This window comes from Caldicellulosiruptor changbaiensis (genome assembly GCF_003999255.1).
GTDB classification, from domain to species: domain Bacteria; phylum Bacillota; class Thermoanaerobacteria; order Caldicellulosiruptorales; family Caldicellulosiruptoraceae; genus Caldicellulosiruptor; species Caldicellulosiruptor changbaiensis.
On record NZ_CP034791.1, the window covers coordinates 1,485,316 to 1,509,313 of the forward strand.

Consider the following 23,998-nt stretch of genomic DNA (forward strand, 5'->3'; position numbering starts at 1 on the left):
ATAATAAAAAAGTTAGTAAACCTAAGATATTCATTTTTTAACAATCATTATTTGTCTTGTGTCTCTTTTTTATCCCCAACAAAGAAGTACTTTCAAGCCTGAAATCAGCTACAGCTCAAAGCAAAGAGATGTTTGAATACTTTCCCAAAAAAGAAAGAAGATTTAGTGATATTCTTCTTAAAACCTTTAAAAGAAATAAGGACGAAAATCTAATTATTGCTATCGATTCAAACAGATTTATTGGGCTTTCAAAAGAAGAAGATGCATATTTTGTCAAAGACATGAGAAGTGGTAAGAAGAATATAATACACAAATCGAAACAACCATATAAATGGAAAATTATTGAAACCCTTCCCTATACTCTACAAAAAACAGCGCAATCTTTACCTTCACCGACCCATACATTTCTGGTGGACTTCTTTCATGGTATGGTAACTATTTAAAGGATGGTATTTATATCTTTTCGCTAAAAGACTTAAAATATTACAAAATTCCATACCTGAAAGTCCAGAAAGAATATTCAAACAACATCATGCTGTACTCAGAATCATCTGTTACTCCCCTGTTCTTAAGAAGTTATGAAAAGGATAATTCATCAAATTCTTATAGCGAATATCTGATTTTGAAATAGACAATCATGGAAAAAGAAAGGTGGCATATTTGTTTGTTGTTGCCACCTTTCTTTATTCGCAATTTTATATTAGTCACATTTTTTAATCTTTTCTGTGTTATTATGCATTTGAAGAAGTGTCTTCTTTCTTCTCCTCTGCCTCTGGCTCTTCTGTAACCTCGCTTACATCAATTACTGCAACAACCTCATCCAAGTCCTCTGTTATCTTAATACCCTCTGGAAGCTTTATATCTCTTAACTTTATAGCTGTTGGTTTTTCATACTCCATAAGGTCAATTACTAAGTGTTCAGGAATATCCTTCGGAAGTCCTTCTATCTCTACTGTGTCTATCTGTCTTTGCAACACAAGTCCTCTTGACTTTAATATCTCTGCATTTTCAAATATTATTGGCACTTCAACATATATAGGTTTGTTCTCAGACAATATCTGAAAATCTACATGAATAATATTGCCCTTTACATAGTGAGTCTGTACTTCTTTTATAAGAGCAACCCTCTCTTTTCCGTCAATAGATATCTTTATCTTTCCAGCCAAGCCTTTTTGTTGATATAACTTTTCAAACTCCTTTTTAGAAACATAACCAGGAAGGCTCTTTATGTCATCACCATATGCAACAGCAGGGATATATCCTTCTTTTCTGAGCCTGTTCAAATTACTTTTGGTGAAGGTATCCCGTTTATTGTAGACAAGTACTGGTTCCATAAAGATGTACCTCCCCTCTTTTGATATACGTGTAATTTAACGTATTTTATTATAGCTAATTATCCTCGTGTTTGTCATCACTTTTATTTTCAGTTTGCTCTTCTTGTTTTTGAGGATTCAAATATATTCCAAATACGTAATTTGTATAAAAGTTTTGCATAAGACCCAAGATGCTTACCCAAATGAGAGGATAGAGTAGTAAAACAAGAAGGAATTTTGTCACAAACAGTAGCAAAAATGGTATTACCCATACTCCGACCATCAATAAAAACATACCTATTGTATGAGGAAGCTTTAATATTGTAAAGATAAATGCGTTTTTGTATATATGCCTTACCTTGAGATTATATGTCACCATCATCGGATAGATGTAAATATGCATCATGAGATAAACTAAAAAGGTAAATATTAAGAAGTATTTTATAATGCCAACGCTTGGGTACTTTATACTCTGATATGAGTAAAATCTTATACTAACAGAAAACACAAATATGACTAATATATCAACAATAAAGCTTATAAAGCCCTCTTTTATATTTTTTCTCAAATGCTCAAAAAAGTCACTTGTAACCCATGCATGCTCTTCCCTTGCAAAATTTCTAACAATATAGGTAAAACCAGCAGTTGTCGGTCCTATTCCAAAAACCATAAAACCACTTAGAAGTAGAAGACTCAAAGCTGTCATCAAAAAAGACTGCAATGTCTGGACATCCTTTGCGCCTTGGACACCTTTTGTAACTGACTCTATTATAGACAACAAATAATTTCCAATTATAAAATATAAGATTATTAATATTGGAAGCGATACAAGAAAATAGAGAATGTTTAACCAACAAAGCTTCCAGAACTTACGTGCAAGTACTTCAAAAAACACTATAAACTTTGACTTTGGTGGAAGATCTTCTGGCACTCCTGGCCCAGGCTTTGTATAATCAAAAAATCCAAAAAATCCAGCCACATAAATAGCCCCCTTATTCTGCTGTCTCAAGCTCAAAAAGAATGCTATCTACCATCTTTTCAACCTCTTCAATATCAAGTCCTTTTGCAAGTCCAAGCTCACTTACCAAAATCTGTTTTGCATTGTTGAACATCATCTTTTCGTTGGTTGATAAACCCTTAACCTTTTCTCTTGCTGCAAGCATCTTCAAAACTTCAACAACACAATAAATATTCCCACTCTTTAGCTTTTGCTGGTTTTCTCTGATTCGTTTGTTGTAATTGCCACAACTATTTATGTCAACCTTCAAATTGTTGTCTTTTAAAAGCTCAAACACCTTGTTTGCCTCTTCTTCAGAAATGACATTGCGAATACCAATCTCAGCAGCACTATTGACAGGTACTAAGACCTTCATACCGTTATATAAAATCCTCACAACATAGTATTTTTGAACATTGTCAAATACCTTTTCCTCCACTATCTCAACTATCTCTCCTGCTCCATGCAAAGGGTGTATTATGGTATCTCCCACTTTGTACATTCTTTGCCACCCCATGACATCCCTCAATAACTTTACATAATAAAGTATATCTAATTAAAAAGTTTTTGTCAAAAATATCTTTTTTCTACCTTCCACCATATACATTTGAAACTACATCTGAAGAAGTAGACGGTGTATTGACTTGAATTTCAGATTCAGTTGTAGCTTGTTGCTGCTGAGCGCTTTGAGTAGTTTGGCTGTCATTTTCAGGTGGCAAAGTTTGAGTGCTCTCACTACTATTTCTCCACTGTGCATCAAATGGACTTGAGCTTTGCGTGCTGTTTTCTATAGTTTCAGTCTGCTTCTGTACTAAATTTACTTCCGAATTACTTTGACTGTTCTGATTTTGGCTACTTTCAGTACTATAAGACTTATTTGTATGGCTATAACTTATATTATTCTCCTTTTTGGCCTTTACAATAATTCTTCTTGCGTATTTATATTTCTCTGGCATCTTAAGGTCAATTTCTATATCATATCCAAATAAATCCTTAACGAGCTTCTTTATTCCTTCATAATCAGGCTTCCAGTAACTTACTCCCATGTAGTTAAAATAATCGCCAGGAATACTTTCAAATACAATGTCCTCTTTTTTCATATTCTGTGCAAAATAGGCCAAAGATGTTATCTGTTGAAGAGATAAATTTGTATAAAAATGTCGTCTTATTTTCCAGTATATCTCTGGAAGAGTTATTATTTTGTTACTTTCTTTTAACTGTTCAAAAACCGAAAGAATAAGTTCTTTGTCTCTTTTAATACGGTCAATATCACCACCTGGGGTTTTTCTCCAAAGAGCGTAGTAAAGCGTTTCAATACCATTTAATTTCTGATACCCAGGCTTTAAATCTATGTTAACCCATTTTGTCTTCACTTTTACTGGAACCTCAACATTTACATAGACCCCACCTAAGATATTTACAACTTTTCTTACTGCATCAAGGTCAAAGCCTACATAGTACTCAATTGGCATACCACCTAATAGCTTGCTAACAGTCTCCATTGTGTAAAAAAAACCTTCTTCCTTCTCTCCTCCCCCATAGCCAAATGCACTATTTATCTTGTCCCACTTACCAACCTTGTATATTTCAGTCAAGGTGTCTCGTGGGATAGAAATACCTTTTACCTTCTTGTCTTTAAAGTTTATGTTTAAAAATAAGATTGTATCCGTTCTGTGCAAATCATATGTACTGCGATTACTTGCCTTGTCAAGTCCAATAATTAATATATTGACACTATTTTCGTCAAAATGGGTACTTAACTTGTGCTTTATTACTTTTTGCCGGCACTTTTTTAACAAAAACCTTTTCAATGTGTTTTGCATCAATTACAAATATCTTGTACAAATACCCTAATATGCCCCCAAGAACCACAACTGCACTTATTAAAATGATTAATAGTTTGTTTTTTAGTATTTTCCCCATACCCAAAACTTATCTCCTTCCCCGCCATTTTAAATGTTTTAACCTACAATCCTTTTGTAAAAATCGAATAGTTTTTCTTCTTCTTTTGACCAATTGTACATCTCAATAAAAGCCCTATATCCATTTTGTCCTTTATTTATAATCTCTTGACGATTGTTATAAAAATACAAAATAGCACTTTTAATCTGCTCAATGTCCGTAGGATCAACAATAACCCCACAGTTGCTACTTTCAATTATACCTTTCCACAGCTCAAAGTTCGAAGCAATTATAGGCACACCTGCTGCCATGTATTCAAAAAGTTTGAGTGGAAGTGATGTCAAATACCGTTTCAATGGCAAAAGAGTGACAAACCCAATATGTGCATTCTTCAAAATATCAGGAACACGGCTTTTGGGCACTCTTCCCCAAATTTTTATCTTTTCATTTTCAAATTTCTTTATTTCTTCGAAATAATCACTGCTTTCGGCAGGTCCTATAATATCTAACTTTATATTAAGATTTTGCAAATCTTTTACCGCTAAAATTAAATTTGTAATTCCCCTATGATATGATACACTTCCAATATAAACAAGATTTATTGTGCCATCTAAGTTATACTCCTGCCTTTTTTCGTACATATCAATAGTTGGGAAATTCTTTAATATAACCTTATTTTTGCAATTGAATTTATTAAAAATGTCTTCGGTGACAACAACCACACCATCAAATAATTTACTCACATTTTTTTCAAAGAGATTAAAAGTAGAAGAAAAAAGGCTTCTTAAAAGTTTTGGTAAATACTCGCGGTCCTTAAATGCTAAAGAGTAATCTTCATGAACATCGTAGATAACTTTTTTCTTGAGTATCAATTTAAAATACAAGGCCAGAAGCAAAAGGTCTGGATCGTGAAAATGAATTATGTCTGGCTTTTCTTCTTTTACTATCCTTATAATCTTTGAATAATTTTTATACCTCTTTGCTCTCGATAGCTTTTTTAATCCATAGATTTTTATACCGTCTACAACCTGCAAATCATTCTCTGCTACGGCACATAAAACAGTCTCATACCTTTTTTTTAAACTTTTTGTAATTTTATTAAACACTCTTTCATCGTCCCAAGGATGTGCAGATGACAAAACTAATACTTTTTTCAATTTTCTGGCTCTCCTTTGTCCTCTTGTGGACTTGTTATTATAAAAAGTGCAAGTGCAAACAAAAACCACATGATCCTCATCTCTATCATCTTTGACGAACTTATGCTTGAGATACCAAATGCAGCAAGTGAAGCTATTGTTGAAACTGCTGGCAATTTTAATTTATTGTTTGAATCTTTAACGTGTAGTAGTTTGTATATTATATAAAAAATCCAAATTATATAGAACGCAAAAACAATTAAACCATAACATACGAGCACATCTAAAAACCAATTATGAAGTTCCACGTTTATAGTATACTGTCTTACCTTTTCCATCAAAACTCTGCTGTTTCCTGCTCCAACACCCAAGAAAAGATAGTCATACAAAAATGAAAGACCATACACAATCAAAAGTTCTCTTCTCACATTTGATGTAAGTGAGCTTGTTGAAAAATCAGAAAGCGAGGATAGTTGAGTTGTAATCACCCCTCCTATTTTACTCAAAAAACCAAAGTCTAACCTAAAACCAATGAGAACTATTAAAAATAAGAAAATGACAAACGCATACTTCAAATATTCTCTTTTTTCTGAGCTATCAATTAACAAAAAGTATACTAGTAAAGCTAAAACAAAACCTATATAATTTGCTCTGCTTGTGGTAAGTATTAAAAGAGGCACTGACAACAAAGCTACAGTTAAAGCTACTATTTTCTTAAGAGTTAGTAGCTTTTCACGTACAATAAAATTCAAAATAAACGGTAGATACAACACCAAATAAGTAGCAAAATCGTTTGGGTTTGCAAAAAAGGTTGATGGTGTTCTGTGTAAGTTATATAGAGGAATCTTGGATGTCCAAAGATGTCTATCTGTTATAATCTCCCAGTATCCAACAAGGATGTTTACTACATACGAGAACAAAATAATGTTTTCTAAAACATTCCATTTTATGTAGTTCGAGTAATACATAAAAATTAAAATAACTACGATATTTACCGTTAAAAATACCTGGTCGCGAATAGCACTTTTAATATCCTGTGCCCACAAAAAGCTAAGGAGAGAATACGTACTCCATCCAACTAAAAAATACGAAGAAAAATTCAAAAACCTCTTTATCTCAACCCCATTTAAGATTATATCTATGCAAATCAGTACAAATAAAAATCCTAAAAATATCCTATATAAAAAAAGGTAACTCAAACGAGGATACGCAAGTGTACTGCCAAAAAAACTGGCCAAAAAAGTGAGGTATATAAAAAGCGGCAGATACTCTTGTTTCAATCTAAGATGAAAAGGCTTTCTCATCCTTTTGTCTCCACCTTCTAAATTTTCGTAAAATCAAGGCTATATAATAGACATAAATCAAGTTTACAACCATCATTCTCACGTTTGTTATCTCAGCCATGTCAAACATTTGAAATATCGTGATACAAACCAGGCCAACAAATACCATCCAATCAGAACTTTCGTTTGACCTCGCAATATTAAACGTAGAAACAAAGACAAGAAAATATACTAAAAAAATAAACATCCCATATCCTATTATACCATATTCAATAAGAGCATTTAAAAATAAATTATGGGCTGAGTGAAGCAAGACAATCCCAGGTGGTTTTAAACTTCTAAACAGGCTTTCAAATTGCCCTGCTCCAATTCCTTCAAATAGATTTTTATGCTTAAAGTAATTTAGAACAAACTCTATTGCAAAGATTCTCTGTCCCACCGCATTTTTTGTATTGTATATATCAGAAACTCTCGGAATTCTATAAATAATCTTAGGTAAGAACAAACACAAAATCAAACTCAAACCCATAAAAAACTTTCCTATATTTTTGCGAACAAGTTTTATGTTTATAAGGACCGCCTCAAAGAGATAGACCAAAAAGCCCGTCCTTGATCCAGAGAGCAAAATCTCTAAAAATATAACGAGGGTCCCTCCTATCTTCAGCCTATCGCTCTTTAAAAAGCTCAATACAAAGGGATAAACCATTACTAAAAAGAACGCAAAGATGTTAGGATTGAAAAAAATCGAAATTGTCCTTTCCTTATAAGATTTGAACAGCAAATAATATAAATATTCAAATATACAAACTAATGAAGCTATCACAAACGTGAAAAGCCAAACTTTTTTAATTCGATATAAAAGATTGTTGTCGGCCAGAGTAAACAGGACATAGAACAAAGCTGGAATGACAAAAGCATTTACCATACCTAAAGTAGCTTTGTTCTTGTCCATGGCATTTTTGAAGAATAAAGTCGCAAGTAGAAGCATTGCAATATAAAAAAACAGAGGAATAAGTTCAATAGCCTCAAATTTCAACTTTGGTTTATAATAGTAGATTACCAAAGCAATAATAAATAGCAGAAAAAGATAAAAAGGTATATAAGAAAACCTTACAATCTGAAATAAAACTATCCCTATTATACTCAAAACAATTTCAGTTTTACTGGTTTTCAAGAAGCTGATCACTTGGTACATCTCTAAGCTCCCTTGCAGGATTTCCAACAACTATCTTGCGTGGCCTTACATCTTTTGTCACAACACTACCAGCACCCACAAATCCTTCTTCGCCAATCACTTTGCCAGGCAAAATTGTTGCATTTGCGCCAATTCTCCCGCCACGCTTTATTGTTACACCTTTGAAATACTTTACTCTGTCCTTGCCTCTTCCTGCAAAGTTGTCATTTGATGTGACAACACAAGGCGCAATAAAAGCCCAATCCTCAATCTCCGAAATTGCTGTGATATATGCGTTTGTCTCTATTTTGCAATAGCTTCCTATGTTAGTTTTATTCTCAATACTAACTCCTCTTCCAATAATCGTATACTCACCTATCTTTACATTTTCTCTTATTGTCACAAGGTCTGCAATATAGACATTTTGGCAAATGTGAGCACCTCTGTAGACAATAGAGTTTGCACCAATCTTTACACCATCTTCTATAAAAGTTGGTGGCAGTGTCACATCCTCAGTTGTCTTGCTTGCCAAAGCCCTTTGAGGAAACTTTCCTATAATTGTTCCATCCGATATCTCTACGTTGTTTCCTATTATACTTCCAGTTTTTATAACAACATTGTGGCCAATCTTACAGTTGTCTCCAATGACAACATCATCTTCTATTACAACAAAATACCCAAACTCAACATTACTGCCTATCTTAGCACTATCACTTATATACCTCATTTTCTGACTCTCTGCCTTTCATATTCTTTTTTTACATCAAGCGCCGAGAAGTTGCCAAGTGGAAATTTCACAGGCCTTTTTTCAATAGCAGATTTATATGTTCCTAAGATTATCTCAAGCGACCTTTTTCCCTGCTCACCTGTCACAAGCGGGTCATGTCCATTTTTTATTGCTTCAATTACATCTCTAAAAAGAGGTGTATGTCCAAATCCATACACATTATCAGGATTTTCAGCAAACTTCTCTATTACCTCTTTTTCATCTTCCTCTGGGACACGCCACACAACAATCCTGTTGACAGAGGTGCCCCCAAGAACAGCTGTACCTGTTTCACCAAAAATACTAAGCGTCTCTTCTAAATTAGATGGCCATACACATGTTGTACCCTCTATAATACCGCGCGCACCATTTTTAAATTTCAACAAAGCAAAACCTGTGTCTTCTGCTTCAATTGGACGCAAAAATGTTTCGATATCTCCATAAATTTCGTCAACATCACAATCTATAATCCATTGTAAAAGATCTATGTTATGTGTACACTGGTTCATAAGCGCACCGCCATCTTGTTCCCATGTGCCACGCCAAGCACCTTGTTTATAATATTCATTGTTTCTGTTCCATCTTATGTTTGCAACACCGTAAAGGATTTTGCCAAACTTGCCACTTTCTACTGTTGCTTTTAACTTCTGTACACTTTTGTTGAATCTATTTTGTAAGCATACCGCCAAAACTTTTTTCTTTTCCCTTGCCTTTTGAATCATTTTATCTGCATCCTCAATAGAAAGTGCCATAGGCTTTTCAACAATCACATGCTTACCAAAATCCAGTGCTACAAGCGTCTGCTGGGCATGACAGCCACTGAATGTAGCAATATCAACTATATCAGTGTCTTGTTCTTTCAACATCTTGATATAATCAGTATATATTGGAATTTCCCTTTTTATTTCAATTCCCTTGCTTTTTAAAAGCTCATAATACTTTTGTCTTGTCTTTTGAGCTCTTTCTTCGATCAAATCACAAAACCCGACAACTTCTAAGCTATCGAAGTTGTTGGCATAAGCTTCTGCATGCTTGAATGATATTCGACCACATCCAATCAAGCAAACCCTTAGTTTGTCCATATTTCACCCTCCAAAAACTTATAGTTTGTATATCTTTTCAGATTTTATCCCTTTTGTTGCATTCCTCGTATCGAATATGAGCTTTGCATTCTCCACTATAAATTGATAGTCGTATTTGGAATGATCAGTTGTAATTACAACAATGTCATATTGACCAAGAGTCTCAGCTGTAAAATCCACTGATGTATATTGTTTCCCTTTATAAGTAAAACCCGGCACATATGGATCATTGTATTCAACAATCGCATTTTCCTTTTCAAAGTTTTCAATTACCTTTAAAGCAGGTGACTCTCTTATATCATCAATGTCTTTTTTATACGCAACACCTAACACCAGTATTTTTGAGCCATTCAGGGGTTTTTTGAATTTGTTCAGTATTTTCATAACCCTTTCAACAACATATTCTGGCATGTAGTTATTTATCTCGCCAGCAATTTCAATAAGCCTTGTATGATAGTCATACTCACGTGCCTTCCAAGTAAGATAAAACGGGTCAATTGGTATACAATGACCACCAAGGCCAGGTCCGGGATAAAACGCCATAAAACCATACGGCTTTGTCTTAGCTGCTTCAATTACTTCCCAAATGTCAATGTTCATTCTCTCACATAAAATAGCCATTTCATTTACAAGTGCAATATTTATGTTTCTGAATGTATTTTCTAAAATCTTTTCCATCTCTGCAACCTTTGGTGAACTTACCCTAAAAACTTCGCCTTCTAAGACATTTTCATATAGCCTTGCAGCAATTTCTGTACATGTTGGAGTAACTCCACCCACAACCTTAGGTGTATTTTTAGTATTATACACTTTATTTCCTGGGTCAACACGCTCAGGAGAAAAGGCTAAGAAAAAGTCCTGACCACACACAAGCCCACTTTCTTCTAAGATTGGTTTTACAACCTCTTCTGTTGTCCCAGGATATGTTGTGCTTTCTAAAACTACAAGCATACCTTTGTGAAGGTATTTTGCAATCTCTTTTGTTGAGTTTACAACATACGAGATGTCTGGTTGTTTATATTTGTCAAGCGGAGTTGGAACACAAATAGCCACTGCATCAACCTCTGCAATCTTGCTATAATCAGTGGTTGCAAAAATTCTTCCTTCTTTGACAAGCTGTTCAAGCTCTTTGTCAACGACATCTCCGATGTAATTTTGTCCTTTATTTACCATGTCAACTCTCTTTTGCTGTATATCAAATCCAATTACCTTATACCCTGCCTTTGCTTTCTCAACAGCCAAAGGTAATCCAACATATCCAAGCCCAACAACACCAATCACTGCTGTCTTTTCTTCAATCTTTTTTAAAAGCTGCTTTGCAATTTCATTCATTATACATTCCCTCCAAATTCATTTATTGATGAGATGATAAACTCCATCTCCTCCTCTGTAAGTTCCGGAAACATTGGAATAGCAAATGACTTTCTACAGACTTCTTCTGCCACCTTAAAGTCTCCTTCTTTATACCCTAAAAACTGTAGTGCCTTTGTCAAATGTAGCGGTACAGGATAATATATGCCTGTTGCAATTCCTTTTTGTGATAAGTACTTAATAAGATCATCACGCTTTTCATGCTGCAAGACATATAAATGGTAAATATGTCCTCTTTCACAATTATTTGTCTTTGCAGGCGTGATCAAGCCATTAAGTTTTAAGCCTTGATCGTACCTTTGTGCAATCTGAGATCTTCTTTTGTTCCAATCATCTATGTATTTCAATTTTACGAGCAAGATAGCAGCTTGAATTTCATCAAGCCTACTGTTAAACCCAATAAGTTCATTGTAGTATTTCTTCTTTGACCCGTGCTGGCGAAGCATTCTTGCTTTTTCTGCAACCTTATCATCATTGGTCACAATTAAACCACCATCTCCAAAACCACCCAAGTTCTTTGTTGGAAAGAACGAGAAACATCCAACATCACCAATTGTCCCTGCTTTTTTGCCATTGTATTCTGCTCCAAAAGCCTGGCACGCATCTTCTATGACATATAAGTTGTATTTTTTTGCTATTTCTAATATTCTGTCCATATCACATACCTGGCCGAATATATGCACAGGGATGATTGCTTTGGTTTTTGGTGTAATTTTCTCTTCAATCTCCTCAGGGTTTATATTATAAGAAAGGCGATCAATATCAACGAAAACTGGTTTTGCACCAACTCTTACAATAGCTTCTGCTGTTGCAAAAAAAGTAAATGGCGTTGTGATTACCTCATCACCATTTCCCACACCTACACTCTCGAGTGCTATTACTAAAGCATCTGTACCATTACCAACGCCTATGCAGTGCTTAACATTTAAATATTCACTGCACCTTTTTTCAAATTCTGAAACCTTTGGTCCCAGTATGTACTGGCCACTTTGCAAAACCTCGGTTATAGCCTCCCTTATCTCATTTGACAACATTGTATACTGTCGTTTTAGGTCAATTAGAGATATCATTTTTTTCATCTCCATTCGTAAAATGTTATTTTTTTATTACAGCTTAGAAAGTATATATCTTCTTTCTCTAAAAATGACATACAAAATTGCTATTATAACTCCTGCAAAGGTTCCAGCGACAACTCTTACAGCCTTTTCAAACTTGCTACCTGCTGACTCATATATCTTGAGTTTGCCATATTCATCTATGGCACTTTTTAAATCAATCACTTTATTATAATTCTCATTGAACCATTTTATTAGGTTTATAGCAGATGAAATTTGACTATACTGCTCCTGTTCAGCTGTAGTCAATTTTAACTTGTCATACTTTTGTTTTTCCTTTAAAAGTTCATTTAAGAGCTTTTGAGCAGCATCAGACCTATTTTTTAAGTCTGCTAAAACTTTCTTGTTTAGGCTATCCATGTACCTATTTAGCATCTTCTCTGCTTCAGCAGAAGAATCAGCAACCGCTTTAACAACAACATAATTTACTCCACTTTTAGACGCCTTTGGCTCGACAAACACACCAAATCTCTCATCTTCTCCATATTTGCTCGTTACATAGTCTATAAAAGGCGGATTTAACGCAACCATCTCTAAATATTCTTTATTTAAATCAATAGAGGTAATATTGGAATACAAACCTTGTACAATGTTTGAAATAGATGGAGAAGCCATATTAAAACTCAGTGGATTTAGAAGGTTATTATCAAGCCTGAGATTTATCTCAGCAGTCCAAAGAGTTTTGGTGAAAAACTGCACAACAACAAGCGATAGTATCATGAAAATAAGTACAATTGCCACAAGCTCTTTTATTCTCTTTTTAAAAATCTCATTCATTCGTCTTTTTCTCCTTTCTACCTTTCTGTTAAGACTTTTACACTTCCATCTGGTGAGATTATAACTGCAATATTACCATTGTCCATTGTTGTTAAAACCTTTATGCGATAATTTTTCAATCTCTTCAACGTGGAGTCATGAGGATGACCATATGGATTATCTTTCCCAACACTTATGACCGCAAGCTTGGGATTTACTTGCTTAAGAAAACTATTGCTTGTTGCAGCATAGCTTCCATGATGAGAAACTTTTAAAACATCAGCCCTAACATCTTCATTTGCTCTTATCATATCATATTCTACATCTTTTGAAATATCACCTGTGAGCAGTACTCTTCTTTTTGCAAACTCTACCATTGTCACAGCACTCGAATCGTTTAAATCTTCATAATCTTTTAACGGAGATAAAAATGTAAGCAAAACACCGTTTATTGAGATTCTGTCATATGATCTTACGATATTTATCTTTAGACCTTTTTCTTTTAAAGCTTTTAGCATATCTTCAAATGTTTGAGTATTTGTGGTCTTATCTATGGTATAAAACTTTTTAACATCAAAGTTTGATATTACTTTGTCCATGTTTCCAATATGGTCTTCATGCGGATGTGTAGCAATTATCATGTCAAAGGTCTTTATATTTAAGATATTAAAAATTTTTAAAATCCTCTCTTCAGCAGTGTTTGGTCCTGAGTCTACTAAAATAAATCTATTTTCTGGAGATTTTATTAATATGCTGTCGCCTTGCCCAACATCTAAAAAGAATAAGGTGCAAACATCCTTAGCCAAAAATTCTTTCAGATTGTTTTGCCAAAAACTTTCTTGTGTATTTATCAAAGAATAATAAGCCGAAAACAATAAAATAAAAATCAATAATAAAACCAAAAGTGCCCTTTTTTTCATCGTATTCCTCCACTATTTCACTTGCTTTAGCACTTTTCCAACCTTTCTTTAAACACTCTGATAAAAGACTTCATAGTCTGCGTCGCATCTGCTACAATCCCATAGTTTGCAATTTTAAATATCTCTGCATCTTTGTTTTTATTTACTGCAATCAAGAGCTTTGGCTTTCCAATTCCACAGATGTGGTGAGCAGCACCTGATATACCAAATGCAAAATAAACATCAGGAGAGATAATCTTGCCGCTCTGTCCAATCTGAAGCTCTTTGTCAGCCCATCCCAAATCAACAAGAGGTCGTGTAACACCAACTGCACCACCTAAAAGATCTGCAAGCTCAAAAGCATACTTTAGATTATCTTTGTCTTTAATTCCTCTCCCGACACCAATAACTATTTTAGCACTTTCAAGTTTGTTATCAATAGTTTCAATCACAATTTTTTCTATAAAGCTAATCTGACCAGCTTTATTTTCAATTTCTATTTGCTTTCTGGAAATTTCAACATTTTTTGGTCTCTTATATAAGCATTCAATACCACTTTTGGACTTTATAGTAACGAATGTAATAGGAGAATCCTTTATAGAGATTTTGGCATTTATATTTGATCCATATGCAGGCTTTAAAAAGATAAACTTTTCAGATGATTCGTCAAACTGTATGTCAAAGCAATCAACTGCAAAGCCTGCTGAAAACCTTGCTGCAACCCTTGCCAAAACTGACTTCATAAACTCATCCGAAAGTGCTACCACCATCTGAGGTTTGAACTCTTCTATACTTTTTGTAACTGCCTCAATGTATGGACCTTCATAAAAACTTAAGTTACTATTTGGATATATAAAAACCTGACAGTCATCAAAAAGTTTTAACTGATTTATCAAAACCTCATCCAAAAATGTATTTGTATATATCCCTACTATTATTTTCTTCTGTTTACTAACCTTGCTCTTAATAAGAGATAAAAGTGAATTGACCTTTTGAAGTTTATCCCCATTGAAAATAACAGGTACAAATATTGTATATTCCATTTACTTCTTATAACCCCCTTGACGTATTTAATTTTATAAACATTAGATATATTTCAATACTGCATCAACTATACACTCAATCTCTTTGAAACTACCTTGTTCAAAAATCTCACAGCTAAAGTTTTCTATTTTTTCTTCTTTAAACTCATCTACAGTTGTCTTTGAACCCTCAAGCCCTATTCTTTTAACATCAATATCTTTTAAGCTATCTAAGCTTAGAATCATAGGCTCATATAAAAGTGCTCTTATCATGAAACTTAGTTTTGGAAATCTAACAGAATTACTATCTTTTTTAACTGAGAGCAATACAGGAAGTTTTACCTCAAACCTTGCCAAGGCATTTTCAATTTTCTTTACAACTTCAAGTGTATTTTGATCCTTAGGTTTTATATCAACTATAGATGTCAGATGACAGATTCCTAAATACTCAGCAAGTTGGGGTGGAACAATAGATGTCTCACCGTCAAGCGAATGCTCACCACAAAGTATCAAATCAAACTTTCCTAAACTTTCAATTGCACAAGAGAGTGCATAGGATGTAGCTGACGCATCAGATCCTGCAAGCCTTTTGTCACTTAAAAGAATTGCTTCATCAACGCCAAGCTCAACAAGTTCTTTAATTCTTTCCTTGCATTCTAAAGCACCCATGCTAAGTGTATACACTCGAGAATCAGGAAATGTATCTTTTATCCTCAAGGCAAACTCAAGTGCATTCAAATCAGCTGGATTGTTCATCAAATGTTGAGGATTTCTCTTTACTGTTTTCGTAGCGGGACTATATTCTATTTTATCCGGGTCTATTACCTGCTTAACACAAACAAGAATATTCATACCTTTTTCCACCTCTTCTTATAATTCTTTTACAATCTCAGATGCAATAATATTTCTTTGAATCTGATTAGCACCTTCAAATATCTGAGTCACCTTTGCATCTCTCATCATCTTCTCAACAGGATAATCCTTTACATACCCGTTTCCACCCATGATTTGAACGGCATCAATTGTGACCTTCATAGCTACATCTGATGCAAATACCTTGCATGCAGAAGACTCTTTTGTATAGTCCTTTGCACCACTGTCAATCATCTTACATGTAGAGTACAAAAGGGCCCTTGCAGCTTCAATATTTATGTACATATCAGCAAGCATGTGCTGAATTGCCTGGAATGACGAAAGAGGCTGACCAAATTGCACCCTCTCTTTTGCATACTTTAATGCATGTTCATATGCACCCTGTGCAATTCCAACCGCCATCGCAGCAACACCCGGTCTTGTTCTGTCAAATGTTTTCATTGCAATAATAAATCCCGTGCCTTCTCTTCCCAAGAGGTTCTCTTTTGGTACTTTGCAATTTTCAAACACAAGTTCTGTAGTAGAAGATGCCCTGATCCCCATCTTGTCTTCTTTTTTCCCAAAGTAAAAACCCTCATATCCTTTTTCCACAATAAACGCAGAAATACCTCGTGGTCCTTTTGATTTATCTGTTACTGCAAACACAACATAGATATCAGCTTCACCACCGTTTGTTATCCAGTGTTTGTTTCCGTTTAAGATATAAAAATCCCCATTTTTTTCGGCCACTGTCTTAATATTGCTGACATCACTTCCTGCATCAGCCTCTGTTAAAGCAAATGCAGCAATTGCCTCTCCTTTTGCAATCTTTGTGAGGTACTTCTCCTTCTGCTCCTGTGTTCCATAGAGCATTATTGGATATGCACCCAAAGCAGTTGCTGCGTATGACACAGCTATCCCTGCACAGTTTCTTGAAAGTTCTTCAACAACAAGACACATCTCCATCACACCGCCACCAAAGCCACCGTACTCTTTTGGAATGTAAACACCTGTTAGCTCAGTGTATGCTAACAAATCTAATATATCTCTTGGAAATATTCCTTCTTTATCGTATTTGCCTGCTACCTTTGATATGACCTCATCAGAAATCCTCTTTGCCAATCTTTTTATAACCTTTTGCTCTTCACTTAAGAAGTAATCCACTTAAACTTTCGCCCCCTATTTTTAAATAGCTTTTTTTGATAGTTTATCAGATGAAAATCTTTATTGTCAAACTCAAACCATTTTCTATATTTAAAATTATACTCTTAAAATCTTTCTTGTTTGTAAAAAATTTTTCTGATATTATCTTTTTAAGACTTTACCTCAAAGGAAAAGGAGTGTTTTTGCATAAATTGAAGGTTGCTGGAATAGTTGTGGAATACAACCCCTTTCATAACGGACATTTGTACCATTTGCAAAAAACAAAAGAAATAACAGGGGCAGATGTTGTTGTTGCCGTGATGAGCGGAAACTTTATACAAAGAGGAGAACCTGCAATTGTCAATAAATGGGCACGAACTAAAATGGCACTTTTAAATGGTGTAGATGTGGTTTTTGAACTTCCATTCGCGTATGCATGTAACAGTGCTGAAGTCTTTGCGTATGGAGCAATTTCTATCTTAAATAGTTTAGGCGTAGACTGGTTGGTATTTGGTTCAGAAGCGGGAGATATAAGTCTTTTAAAAAAGATAGCAATGCATTTGGCCTTTGAAGAAGATGAATTTAAAAAGTATTTGAAAATTTATTTAAAAGAAGGACATTCATTCCCAAAAGCCCGTGAACTTGCATTAAAAAGGGTAAGCAAAGAAGATATTGAATTTTTACCAAATAATATACTTGGTGTTGAGTATATTAAATGGATTTTGAGAACAAATTCAAAGATAGAACCACTGACAATAAAAAGAGTTGGAAGCCTTTATAATGACCCAAACTTAGGAAGTGGCAGTTTTTGCTCAGCAACAGCAATCAGGCAAAATATAAATAATTTAGAGCTCATCAAGGATAAAATGCCTCCATTTTCCTATCAAGTTTTGATGGAAGAGATCGAAAGTGGAAGAGGACCTGTTAGCCTCAATGACTTTTTTGAGTTTTTTCTCTATCGAGCAATAGTTTATAAGGATTTTCTAAAAGAGCAGTTTGATGTAAAAGAAGGTCTTGAAAATAGGTTTTATAAACACATTTTTAGTTCAAGCAGTCTCGAAGACCTTCTTTCAAAAGTAAAGACAAAAAGATACACACTTACTCGACTTCAGAGAATATTCATTCACTGTCTTGTAGATAGCAAAGTAAATCAGAAAACGCTTCTTTCTACAAAGCCATATATACGAGTTTTAGGGTTCAACAGTAGAGGTAAAGGGTATTTAAATAGTATCAAGGAAAAACTAAAGTACATTACAAAGCTTGACAGTTACATCATGAAAAATCCTGAGTACAATAGCCTTCTTGAATTAGAGATAAGGGCCTCTCAAATTCACGCGTTAAAATACAAAGAGTTTCATAAATACCTCCAGTTAGAATTTAAGCAGCACCCAATATATATTCCTTCAAGAGAGTAGTTTTTTTATGTGATCAACTGCCTCTTTTGCTCTTTCTTTCCCTCTTTTGTATGCTTTATCTATGTCAACAAGTGTATAAGGATTAATATCGTCAAGCTCAATTTTTATAAGATAGTCAATATAACTTTGCTTTAGCTTAAAAATTTCCTCACCCATGATATCTATTGTTGTCATTATCATTTCAAAAATATTTTTTGGCTCTTTTTTGGTACTTTTGCCAGAAACGTCAACACCAATTATAAACCCATGTCCGTTTTCTTTTAAGACCTTTGCTGGCACCTTGTCGACAACCGCACCGTCTACTAAAACTATATCATTAAATTTGACAGGCGGAAGAATCCCTGGAATTGATATACTTGCCCTGACTGCATCATACAGACTCCCTTCTTTAAAAACAACCTGTTCGCCTTGCAATAGGTCTGTTGCTACAACATAAAATGGATATTTTAAGTCGCTGAATTTTTTGTCCCTTAAGAAAATCTTCAGTATCTCCTCTATATTTTTGCCAGAGATAAGAGCATTTTTTTTGATTTTGAAGTCTATCAATATATCATTTCTCATCTCCCTCGCAATCTTATAAATCAATTTCAGATCATACCCTAAACAGTAAAAAGCACCTATTACAGCGCCAATACTACAACCTGAAAATGCTTCAAACTCAAACTCCTTTTCCAAAATCTCTATTACCCCAATATGAGCAAATCCTCTCATTGCTCCAGATCCAAGAGCAACTGATACTTTTTTCATCTTTACCTCCAAAAAATAATAGAATTTTTAATAGACATTTATTAACTTCTGAGGTCATTTATTTTGAAAAACATATATAACTTTACCATAATTATTTTATGTCTACTTTACTTTGTATGTATATTCTTAAATCCTCATGCAATCATTGAAACAACCAAAACATCTATACTCTTGTGGGCACAAAAGATTGTGACATCACTTTTCCCTTATTTTCTCATCATCAATGTGTTTGTAAATTCAAGAATAATAAGCTATGTTTCGTACATATTCTTACCTGTAGCAAAGAACATCTTTAAAATCTCTTCCCAAGGTCTCTTTGCCTTCATAATTGGGCTTCTGTCTGGATATCCAGTAGGCATTAAAACAGTATGCAGTTTATATAAAGAAAACCTCATAACTAAAAAAGAGGCAACTAAGCTTTTACACTATGTCAATAATTCAGGTCCACTTTTTATAATTGGTACTGTGGGAATTAACCTCTTAAATTCAAAAACCCAAGGATATATCCTTTTTTTTGCCCATACCTTGGCAAGCATAATCATTGCTCTATTCGTTTCTGTTTTTTCTAAAATAGAATGGGTTTCATATAAAAACTACAACGTCAATATAAACTTCGACCTTGGAAATCTTCTGTCACGGTCAGTAAAAGACTCCATTGAAGCAATATTGCTGATTGGTGGGTTTATAACACTGTTTTTCAATCTAAATTTTGTCTTTGAATACTTTAAGATATACCCATTTTTTTATAATACCTCACATGAACTTTTTGTGATAAATAAGGACCTAATACAAGGACTTTTATATGGATTTTTTGAGATTACAAGCGGCACAATTTTAATTAGCAAATCTCAAACCCTTTCAGCCTTTTATAAACTTTTAGCATGCGTACTTATTATTTCTTGGGGCGGAATGAGCGTCCATTTTCAAGCTATTTCGTTTTTGAAAGAAGCTGAGTTGCCTATTAAAACATATCTTATTGGAAAATGCATCCATGCAATACTGTCAGTTGTAATCCTTTTGATAATATTTGTAGTCATATAGTCTATGTATTTTTCTGTTTTATCTGGTCAATATTATCATTCAGTTCTTTTACTATGTTTTCAATAGTCTTCTTGGTTTGTTCTAAAAGCTCTATTGTATACGTCTGTGCCATAATCCTGTACTCTTTTGCATGTTCTTTAGCCTTTTGGATAATTTCCTCAGCTCTTTTTTCTGCCATCTTTACAATCTCAGTTTCATCAACTAATCCCTTAACTTTGTTCTCAGCATCGCTTATAATAGCCTCTGCCTCTTTTTGTGCCCTTTCTAAAATCTTCTTTCTCTCTTCCTTTGCCCACTTGACCTGCGACAGCTCCTGTGGAAGAAGAAGTCTTATCTCTTTGATAATCTCAAGGAGTTCATCTTTTTCTACCATCACCTTTGATGTAAATGGTATAGACTTACTACTTTCTAATATCTCTTCCATTCTTTCTAAAAGTTCCAAAATGCTGAGTTCACTCATTACTTATTTTCCTCCATTTCAGCATATTTCTTATTCAATTTTTTCATAACCTTTTTAGCAATCTTTTCAGGCACTAAGTCTTCAATACACCCGCCAAACCTTGCAACTTCTTTAACCATACTTGAGCTCAAATATGAATACTTGCTATTGGTCATCATGAAGATTGTCTCAATTGACGGCTCTAATTTTTTGTTCAAAAGTGCCATTTGAAATTCATACTCAAAGTCTGACACTGCTCTCAAGCCTTTGACTATAACCTTTGCATTCTCCTGTTTCATAAAATCAATTAGAAGACCTTTGAACGCTTTTACCTCAACATTTGGCAGATGTTCTGTTGTCTCTTTCAAAAGTTCTACTCTTTCATCTATATCAAAAACAGGCGTTTTGTTAGGATTCACCAACACTGCAACAATCAATTTGTCAAAAATCTTAGAAGCTCTTTCAATGATATCAAGATGACCATTTGTAACCGGGTCAAAACTTCCTGGATATACTCCTATCTTCAAAATTGTCTACCCCCAAAGCTAAATATTGTGATTTTTGTATCCCCATATTCTCTTTGTCTCAAGATGGTAAGCTTTGCACTCTCAAAATTAAAATCTAAATTTGATTCAATAACTATAAGTCCATTTTGAGAGATTTTATTATTCTTAAGTATCTCCTCTATACATTCTGCAGCATAGGTAGATTTATAAGGAGGGTCCAAAAATATAATGTCAAAAATGGGACAATGTTTTGATCTCAAAAATCTCAATACATCAGTTTTAAATACTTTTGCTCTTTCCGACAAACCTAAATCTTTGAGATTTTCCTTTATAAGATGCACACACCTTTCATCCTTTTCAACAAATACAACTTCTTTTACACCACGAGACAAAAACTCTATACCAACATTTCCTGTCCCAGCAAAAAAGTCAGCAACAACAACTTCTTCATTTAAAAAAGGAGATAGCATATTAAAAAGAGCTTCTTTTACCCTGTCAGAGGTTGGTCGCAAACCTTGAATATTCGCACTTTTTAGCCTTCTTCCTTTGTTTTGCCCACTAATTACTCTCATTTTAGATATTGCCTACAATTTGTTTATATATTGATTATATAAAAATCCCTCTAAAAAAACAACAACGAAGAGACCTCAAAAGTCCCTTCGTTGTTGTGTATCTTTAAAACCCCTGTCAGTTCTATTACTTGCCAGCAGCCCTGTTTTCATAGTCCTGAATCATTCTCTTCACCATATATCCACCAATTGAACCTGCTTGCTTTGCTGTCAAATCACCATTGTAACCAGGTTTGAGTTGAACACCAATTGAGCTTGCAACCTCTGTTTTTAACTGGTCCAATGCCTTTGTTGCTTCTGGAACTAATTTTCTGTTTCTTGCCATGACCTTTAAACCCCCTTTTTTATCCGCTTTATTTTCTGTTTTCACTATTTAATATGTGCAGTTTTCAAACTATTATAACAAGAAATTTTTGAAAGGGTTTAAAGACCAATATTTTCAATATTATTGTAAAATTGTTTATTAATTCTTTCCATTAAAGTCTTATCAACAAGCTTTAACTTAATGGTCTCTTCAGCCGCCTTCCGTGCTTCTTTTAAAATTTCCATGTCACTTACTATATCTGCAATTTTAAAGTTCATAAGACCGTGTTGTTTGGTTCCAAACAAATCACCAGGTCCTCTCAGTTTCAAATCCATCTCGGCAATCTCAAATCCATTTTGACTTTTTGTTATTGCAATCATTCTTTTTTTGGATATCTCAGAATCACTTTGATTAAACAGTATACAGTATGACTGATGCTCTCCTCTGCCAACTCTACCACGAAGCTGGTGAAGTTGTGCAAGGCCGAATCTCTCTGCGTTTTCAATCACCATCACAGTCGCATTTGGAACGTTTATACCAACCTCAACCACTGTTGTTGACACTAATATATGAATCAAGCCTTCTTTAAACTCTTGCAATACCTTGTCTCTTTCTTTTGAAGAGAGTTTTCCATGCAGACAACCTATATTGTAATCTTTAAAAAACCCTTCTTTTAACGATTTTGCAAACTCCACAGCAGACTTTGCATTTAAAGTCTCAGATTCCTCAATCAAAGGACAAATCCAGTAAACTTGTCTTCCTTCGTCAAGCTGTTTTTTAATGAAGTTGTAAACGCGCTGGCGAAAACTCTCATCAACTGCATATGTCAAAATCTTCTTTCTCCCTGGTGGCATCTCATCTATTATAGATATATCAAGGTCGCCATATAATACAAGACTTAATGTTCTTGGAATAGGAGTTGCCGTCATAACAAGTATGTTTGGAGAATTTCCTTTTTTTGTAAGCTCTACTCTTTGTATTACACCAAATCTGTGCTGTTCATCAGTAATCGCCAGGCCCAAATTTTTGAATTTGACATCTTCTTGAATTAAGGCGTGAGTGCCTATCACCATAGGACAAAGCCCATATTCAATCTCTTTTAGAATTACCTCTTTTTCTCTTTTAGGTGTTGAGCCAATGAGAAGCCGTACATTTATTCCATTTTTAAAATACTTCTTACTCTCATTGTAGTGCTGGATAGCCAAAACCTCAGTTGGCGCCATTAGTGCAACCTGATAGCCACCTTTGATTGTAGCGTATGCAGCAGCTAAAGCAACAACCGTCTTTCCACAGCCAACATCACCTTGTATGAGCCTGTTCATCTGTTTTGAGCTTTCTAAATCATCTGCTATTTCATCCAAAACACGTTTTTGGGCATTTGTTAGCTCAAACGGCAAAAGCCTTTTAAACTCTTCTATATTTTCTTTTGCATTTTGTACCTTTACTCCTTCATTTTTTTCAATGCTCTCTTTAAGTAGTAAAAGAGAAAGCTGCAAAAGATAAAACTCTTCAAACACAAGCCTTCTTCGCGCAAGGCTAAGACTTAGCATGTTATCTGGAAAATGAATATTTCTCATCGCAAAGTTTATTTCACTCAAATGATACTTCTGTCTTATGTACGGTGGAATGACATCTTCAAGCTGTCCTTCAACCTGTTCTAATAGATTGTTTACAATGTTTCTCATCACCTTTTGAGATAGCCCTTCTGTTGAGTTATAAACAGGGACAATTCTTCCTGTGTGAAGAAGGTTTTGGTCATATTTTTCAAATTCAGGATTTTTCACTTCAATATAAAAACCTCTTCTCTCTATTTTGCCCGAAAAACAAAATACCTCTCCTTCTTTTAAAACACTCTTTATATAATCCTGGTTAAACCAAACGGTTGTAACAACACCTGTACCATCTTCAACAGGTATTTTTATTATCTTAACACTTTTTGTCTCTATCTCAGTTGGCTTTCCGCAAACAGTTCCCACAAATGACTCTATCTCGCCATCTGAAAGCTCTTTTATCTTCTTTAGTTTACTATAATCGAGGTATTTTCTTGGAATGTGCCAGAGCAAATCTTCAACTTTTTTAATACCAAGCTTTCTAAAAAGTTTTTCTCTACTTTCTCCGACCCCTTTTAGGTACCTTATCTCCTTTTCAAGTAACTTCATTTTCCCC

24 protein-coding genes and 1 pseudogene are annotated in these 23,998 nt (G+C 34.4%); 3 read left to right on the forward strand and 22 right to left on the reverse strand.

All coding sequences use genetic code 11. The features are described from left to right. Nucleotides 1–128: 128 nt before the first annotated feature. Nucleotides 129–443 carry a hypothetical protein gene (locus ELD05_RS14435; RefSeq protein ID WP_237738245.1) on the forward strand — a complete coding sequence of 105 codons (315 nt, stop codon included), beginning with the start codon at nt 129–131 and terminating at the stop codon, nt 441–443. Between the two features lie 288 nt (nt 444–731). On the opposite strand, the gene ELD05_RS07265 is transcribed toward ELD05_RS14435, so the two are convergent. The 16 genes and pseudogenes from ELD05_RS07265 to ELD05_RS07340 all read right to left on the reverse strand — a co-directional run bounded on the left by ELD05_RS07265 (nt 732) and on the right by ELD05_RS07340 (nt 16,832). Further along, nucleotides 732–1,334 (reverse strand): 50S ribosomal protein L25/general stress protein Ctc, encoded by a 603-nt coding sequence (locus tag ELD05_RS07265; RefSeq protein WP_039766544.1) that lies wholly within the window; start codon nt 1,332–1,334, stop codon nt 732–734. Between the two features lie 55 nt (nt 1,335–1,389). Continuing rightward, complete coding sequence (locus tag ELD05_RS07270) at nt 1,390–2,292, reverse strand: YesL family protein (protein ID WP_039766542.1); 903 nt, start codon at nt 2,290–2,292, stop codon at nt 1,390–1,392. A gap of 13 nt (nt 2,293–2,305) precedes the next feature. Beyond that, nucleotides 2,306–2,812 carry a CarD family transcriptional regulator gene (locus tag ELD05_RS07275; protein WP_127351908.1) on the reverse strand — a complete coding sequence of 169 codons (507 nt, stop codon included), beginning with the start codon at nt 2,810–2,812 and terminating at the stop codon, nt 2,306–2,308. 85 nt (nt 2,813–2,897) lie between these two features. Beyond that, nucleotides 2,898–4,233, reverse strand: a pseudogene (locus ELD05_RS07280) (LCP family protein). Between the two features lie 38 nt (nt 4,234–4,271). Further along, a complete protein-coding gene (locus ELD05_RS07285) occupies nt 4,272–5,369 on the reverse strand; it encodes a glycosyltransferase family 4 protein (protein ID WP_127351909.1) in 1,098 nt (365 codons plus the stop codon). After that, complete coding sequence (locus ELD05_RS07290) at nt 5,366–6,652, reverse strand: O-antigen ligase family protein (protein WP_127351910.1); 1,287 nt, start codon at nt 6,650–6,652, stop codon at nt 5,366–5,368. Before ELD05_RS07290 ends, ELD05_RS07285 begins: the two co-directional genes overlap by 4 nt. After that, entirely contained in the window at nt 6,630–7,826 is a 1,197-nt protein-coding gene (locus ELD05_RS07295; protein ID WP_127351911.1) for an O-antigen ligase family protein, read from the reverse strand. The genes ELD05_RS07290 and ELD05_RS07295 overlap by 23 nt, the downstream gene beginning before the upstream one ends. Then, nucleotides 7,792–8,532: an acyltransferase gene (locus tag ELD05_RS07300; RefSeq protein WP_127351912.1), complete on the reverse strand. Its 741-nt coding sequence runs from the start codon at nt 8,530–8,532 to the stop codon at nt 7,792–7,794. Before ELD05_RS07300 ends, ELD05_RS07295 begins: the two co-directional genes overlap by 35 nt. Beyond that, entirely contained in the window at nt 8,529–9,653 is a 1,125-nt protein-coding gene (locus tag ELD05_RS07305; protein ID WP_127351913.1) for a Gfo/Idh/MocA family protein, read from the reverse strand. Before ELD05_RS07305 ends, ELD05_RS07300 begins: the two co-directional genes overlap by 4 nt. An 18-nt stretch (nt 9,654–9,671) precedes the next feature. Continuing rightward, nucleotides 9,672–10,985, reverse strand: a complete 1,314-nt coding sequence (locus tag ELD05_RS07310; protein ID WP_127351914.1) for a nucleotide sugar dehydrogenase — start codon at nt 10,983–10,985, stop codon at nt 9,672–9,674. Continuing rightward, nucleotides 10,985–12,094: a DegT/DnrJ/EryC1/StrS family aminotransferase gene (locus ELD05_RS07315; RefSeq protein WP_127352940.1), complete on the reverse strand. Its 1,110-nt coding sequence runs from the start codon at nt 12,092–12,094 to the stop codon at nt 10,985–10,987. The genes ELD05_RS07310 and ELD05_RS07315 overlap by 1 nt, the downstream gene beginning before the upstream one ends. 36 nt (nt 12,095–12,130) lie before the next feature. Next, a complete protein-coding gene (locus tag ELD05_RS07320; RefSeq protein ID WP_127351915.1) occupies nt 12,131–12,916 on the reverse strand; it encodes a lipopolysaccharide biosynthesis protein in 786 nt (261 codons plus the stop codon). A gap of 17 nt (nt 12,917–12,933) precedes the next feature. Next, nucleotides 12,934–13,815, reverse strand: a complete 882-nt coding sequence (locus tag ELD05_RS07325; RefSeq protein ID WP_127351916.1) for a ComEC/Rec2 family competence protein — start codon at nt 13,813–13,815, stop codon at nt 12,934–12,936. Between the two features lie 26 nt (nt 13,816–13,841). Then, the gene (locus ELD05_RS07330; RefSeq protein ID WP_127351917.1) at nt 13,842–14,837 is read right to left on the reverse strand and encodes an electron transfer flavoprotein subunit alpha/FixB family protein; all 996 of its coding nucleotides are present in this window, start codon (nt 14,835–14,837) and stop codon (nt 13,842–13,844) included. A gap of 42 nt (nt 14,838–14,879) precedes the next feature. Continuing rightward, a complete protein-coding gene (locus tag ELD05_RS07335; RefSeq protein WP_127351918.1) occupies nt 14,880–15,668 on the reverse strand; it encodes an electron transfer flavoprotein subunit beta/FixA family protein in 789 nt (262 codons plus the stop codon). 18 nt (nt 15,669–15,686) lie between these two features. Beyond that, a complete protein-coding gene (locus tag ELD05_RS07340; RefSeq protein ID WP_127351919.1) occupies nt 15,687–16,832 on the reverse strand; it encodes an acyl-CoA dehydrogenase family protein in 1,146 nt (381 codons plus the stop codon). A gap of 182 nt (nt 16,833–17,014) precedes the next feature. Between ELD05_RS07340 and ELD05_RS07345 the strand changes: the two genes are divergently transcribed. Next, nucleotides 17,015–18,226 carry a nucleotidyltransferase gene (locus tag ELD05_RS07345; protein WP_241243420.1) on the forward strand — a complete coding sequence of 404 codons (1,212 nt, stop codon included), beginning with the start codon at nt 17,015–17,017 and terminating at the stop codon, nt 18,224–18,226. Here the strand turns inward: ELD05_RS07345 and ELD05_RS07350 are convergent. Further along, nucleotides 18,215–18,973, reverse strand: a complete 759-nt coding sequence (locus ELD05_RS07350) for a patatin-like phospholipase family protein (RefSeq protein ID WP_127351920.1) — start codon at nt 18,971–18,973, stop codon at nt 18,215–18,217. The genes ELD05_RS07345 and ELD05_RS07350 overlap by 12 nt on opposite strands. Before the next feature lie 63 nt (nt 18,974–19,036). Here ELD05_RS07350 and ELD05_RS07355 point away from each other — a divergent pair, with 63 nt between their 5' ends. After that, nucleotides 19,037–20,014, forward strand: coding sequence for a nucleoside recognition protein (locus tag ELD05_RS07355; protein ID WP_127351921.1), 978 nt, complete (start codon nt 19,037–19,039; stop codon nt 20,012–20,014). A 1-nt stretch (nt 20,015) separates the two neighbouring features. Here the strand turns inward: ELD05_RS07355 and ELD05_RS07360 are convergent, their stop codons facing one another. The 5 genes from ELD05_RS07360 to recG form a co-directional block, all read right to left on the reverse strand. Then, nucleotides 20,016–20,474, reverse strand: coding sequence for an ATPase (locus tag ELD05_RS07360; protein ID WP_127351922.1), 459 nt, complete (start codon nt 20,472–20,474; stop codon nt 20,016–20,018). After that, a complete protein-coding gene (gene coaD, locus ELD05_RS07365) occupies nt 20,474–20,980 on the reverse strand; it encodes a pantetheine-phosphate adenylyltransferase (protein ID WP_011917311.1) in 507 nt (168 codons plus the stop codon). The genes ELD05_RS07360 and coaD overlap by 1 nt, the downstream gene beginning before the upstream one ends. After that, a complete protein-coding gene (gene rsmD, locus ELD05_RS07370) occupies nt 20,977–21,531 on the reverse strand; it encodes a 16S rRNA (guanine(966)-N(2))-methyltransferase RsmD (protein ID WP_127351923.1) in 555 nt (184 codons plus the stop codon). Before rsmD ends, coaD begins: the two co-directional genes overlap by 4 nt. Before the next feature lie 124 nt (nt 21,532–21,655). Then, the gene (locus tag ELD05_RS07375) at nt 21,656–21,853 is read right to left on the reverse strand and encodes an alpha/beta-type small acid-soluble spore protein (RefSeq protein WP_011917309.1); all 198 of its coding nucleotides are present in this window, start codon (nt 21,851–21,853) and stop codon (nt 21,656–21,658) included. Nucleotides 21,854–21,951: 98 nt separating this feature from the next. Continuing rightward, nucleotides 21,952–23,991, reverse strand: coding sequence for an ATP-dependent DNA helicase RecG (recG, locus tag ELD05_RS07380; RefSeq protein ID WP_127351924.1), 2,040 nt, complete (start codon nt 23,989–23,991; stop codon nt 21,952–21,954). Nucleotides 23,992–23,998 lie beyond the last annotated feature (7 nt).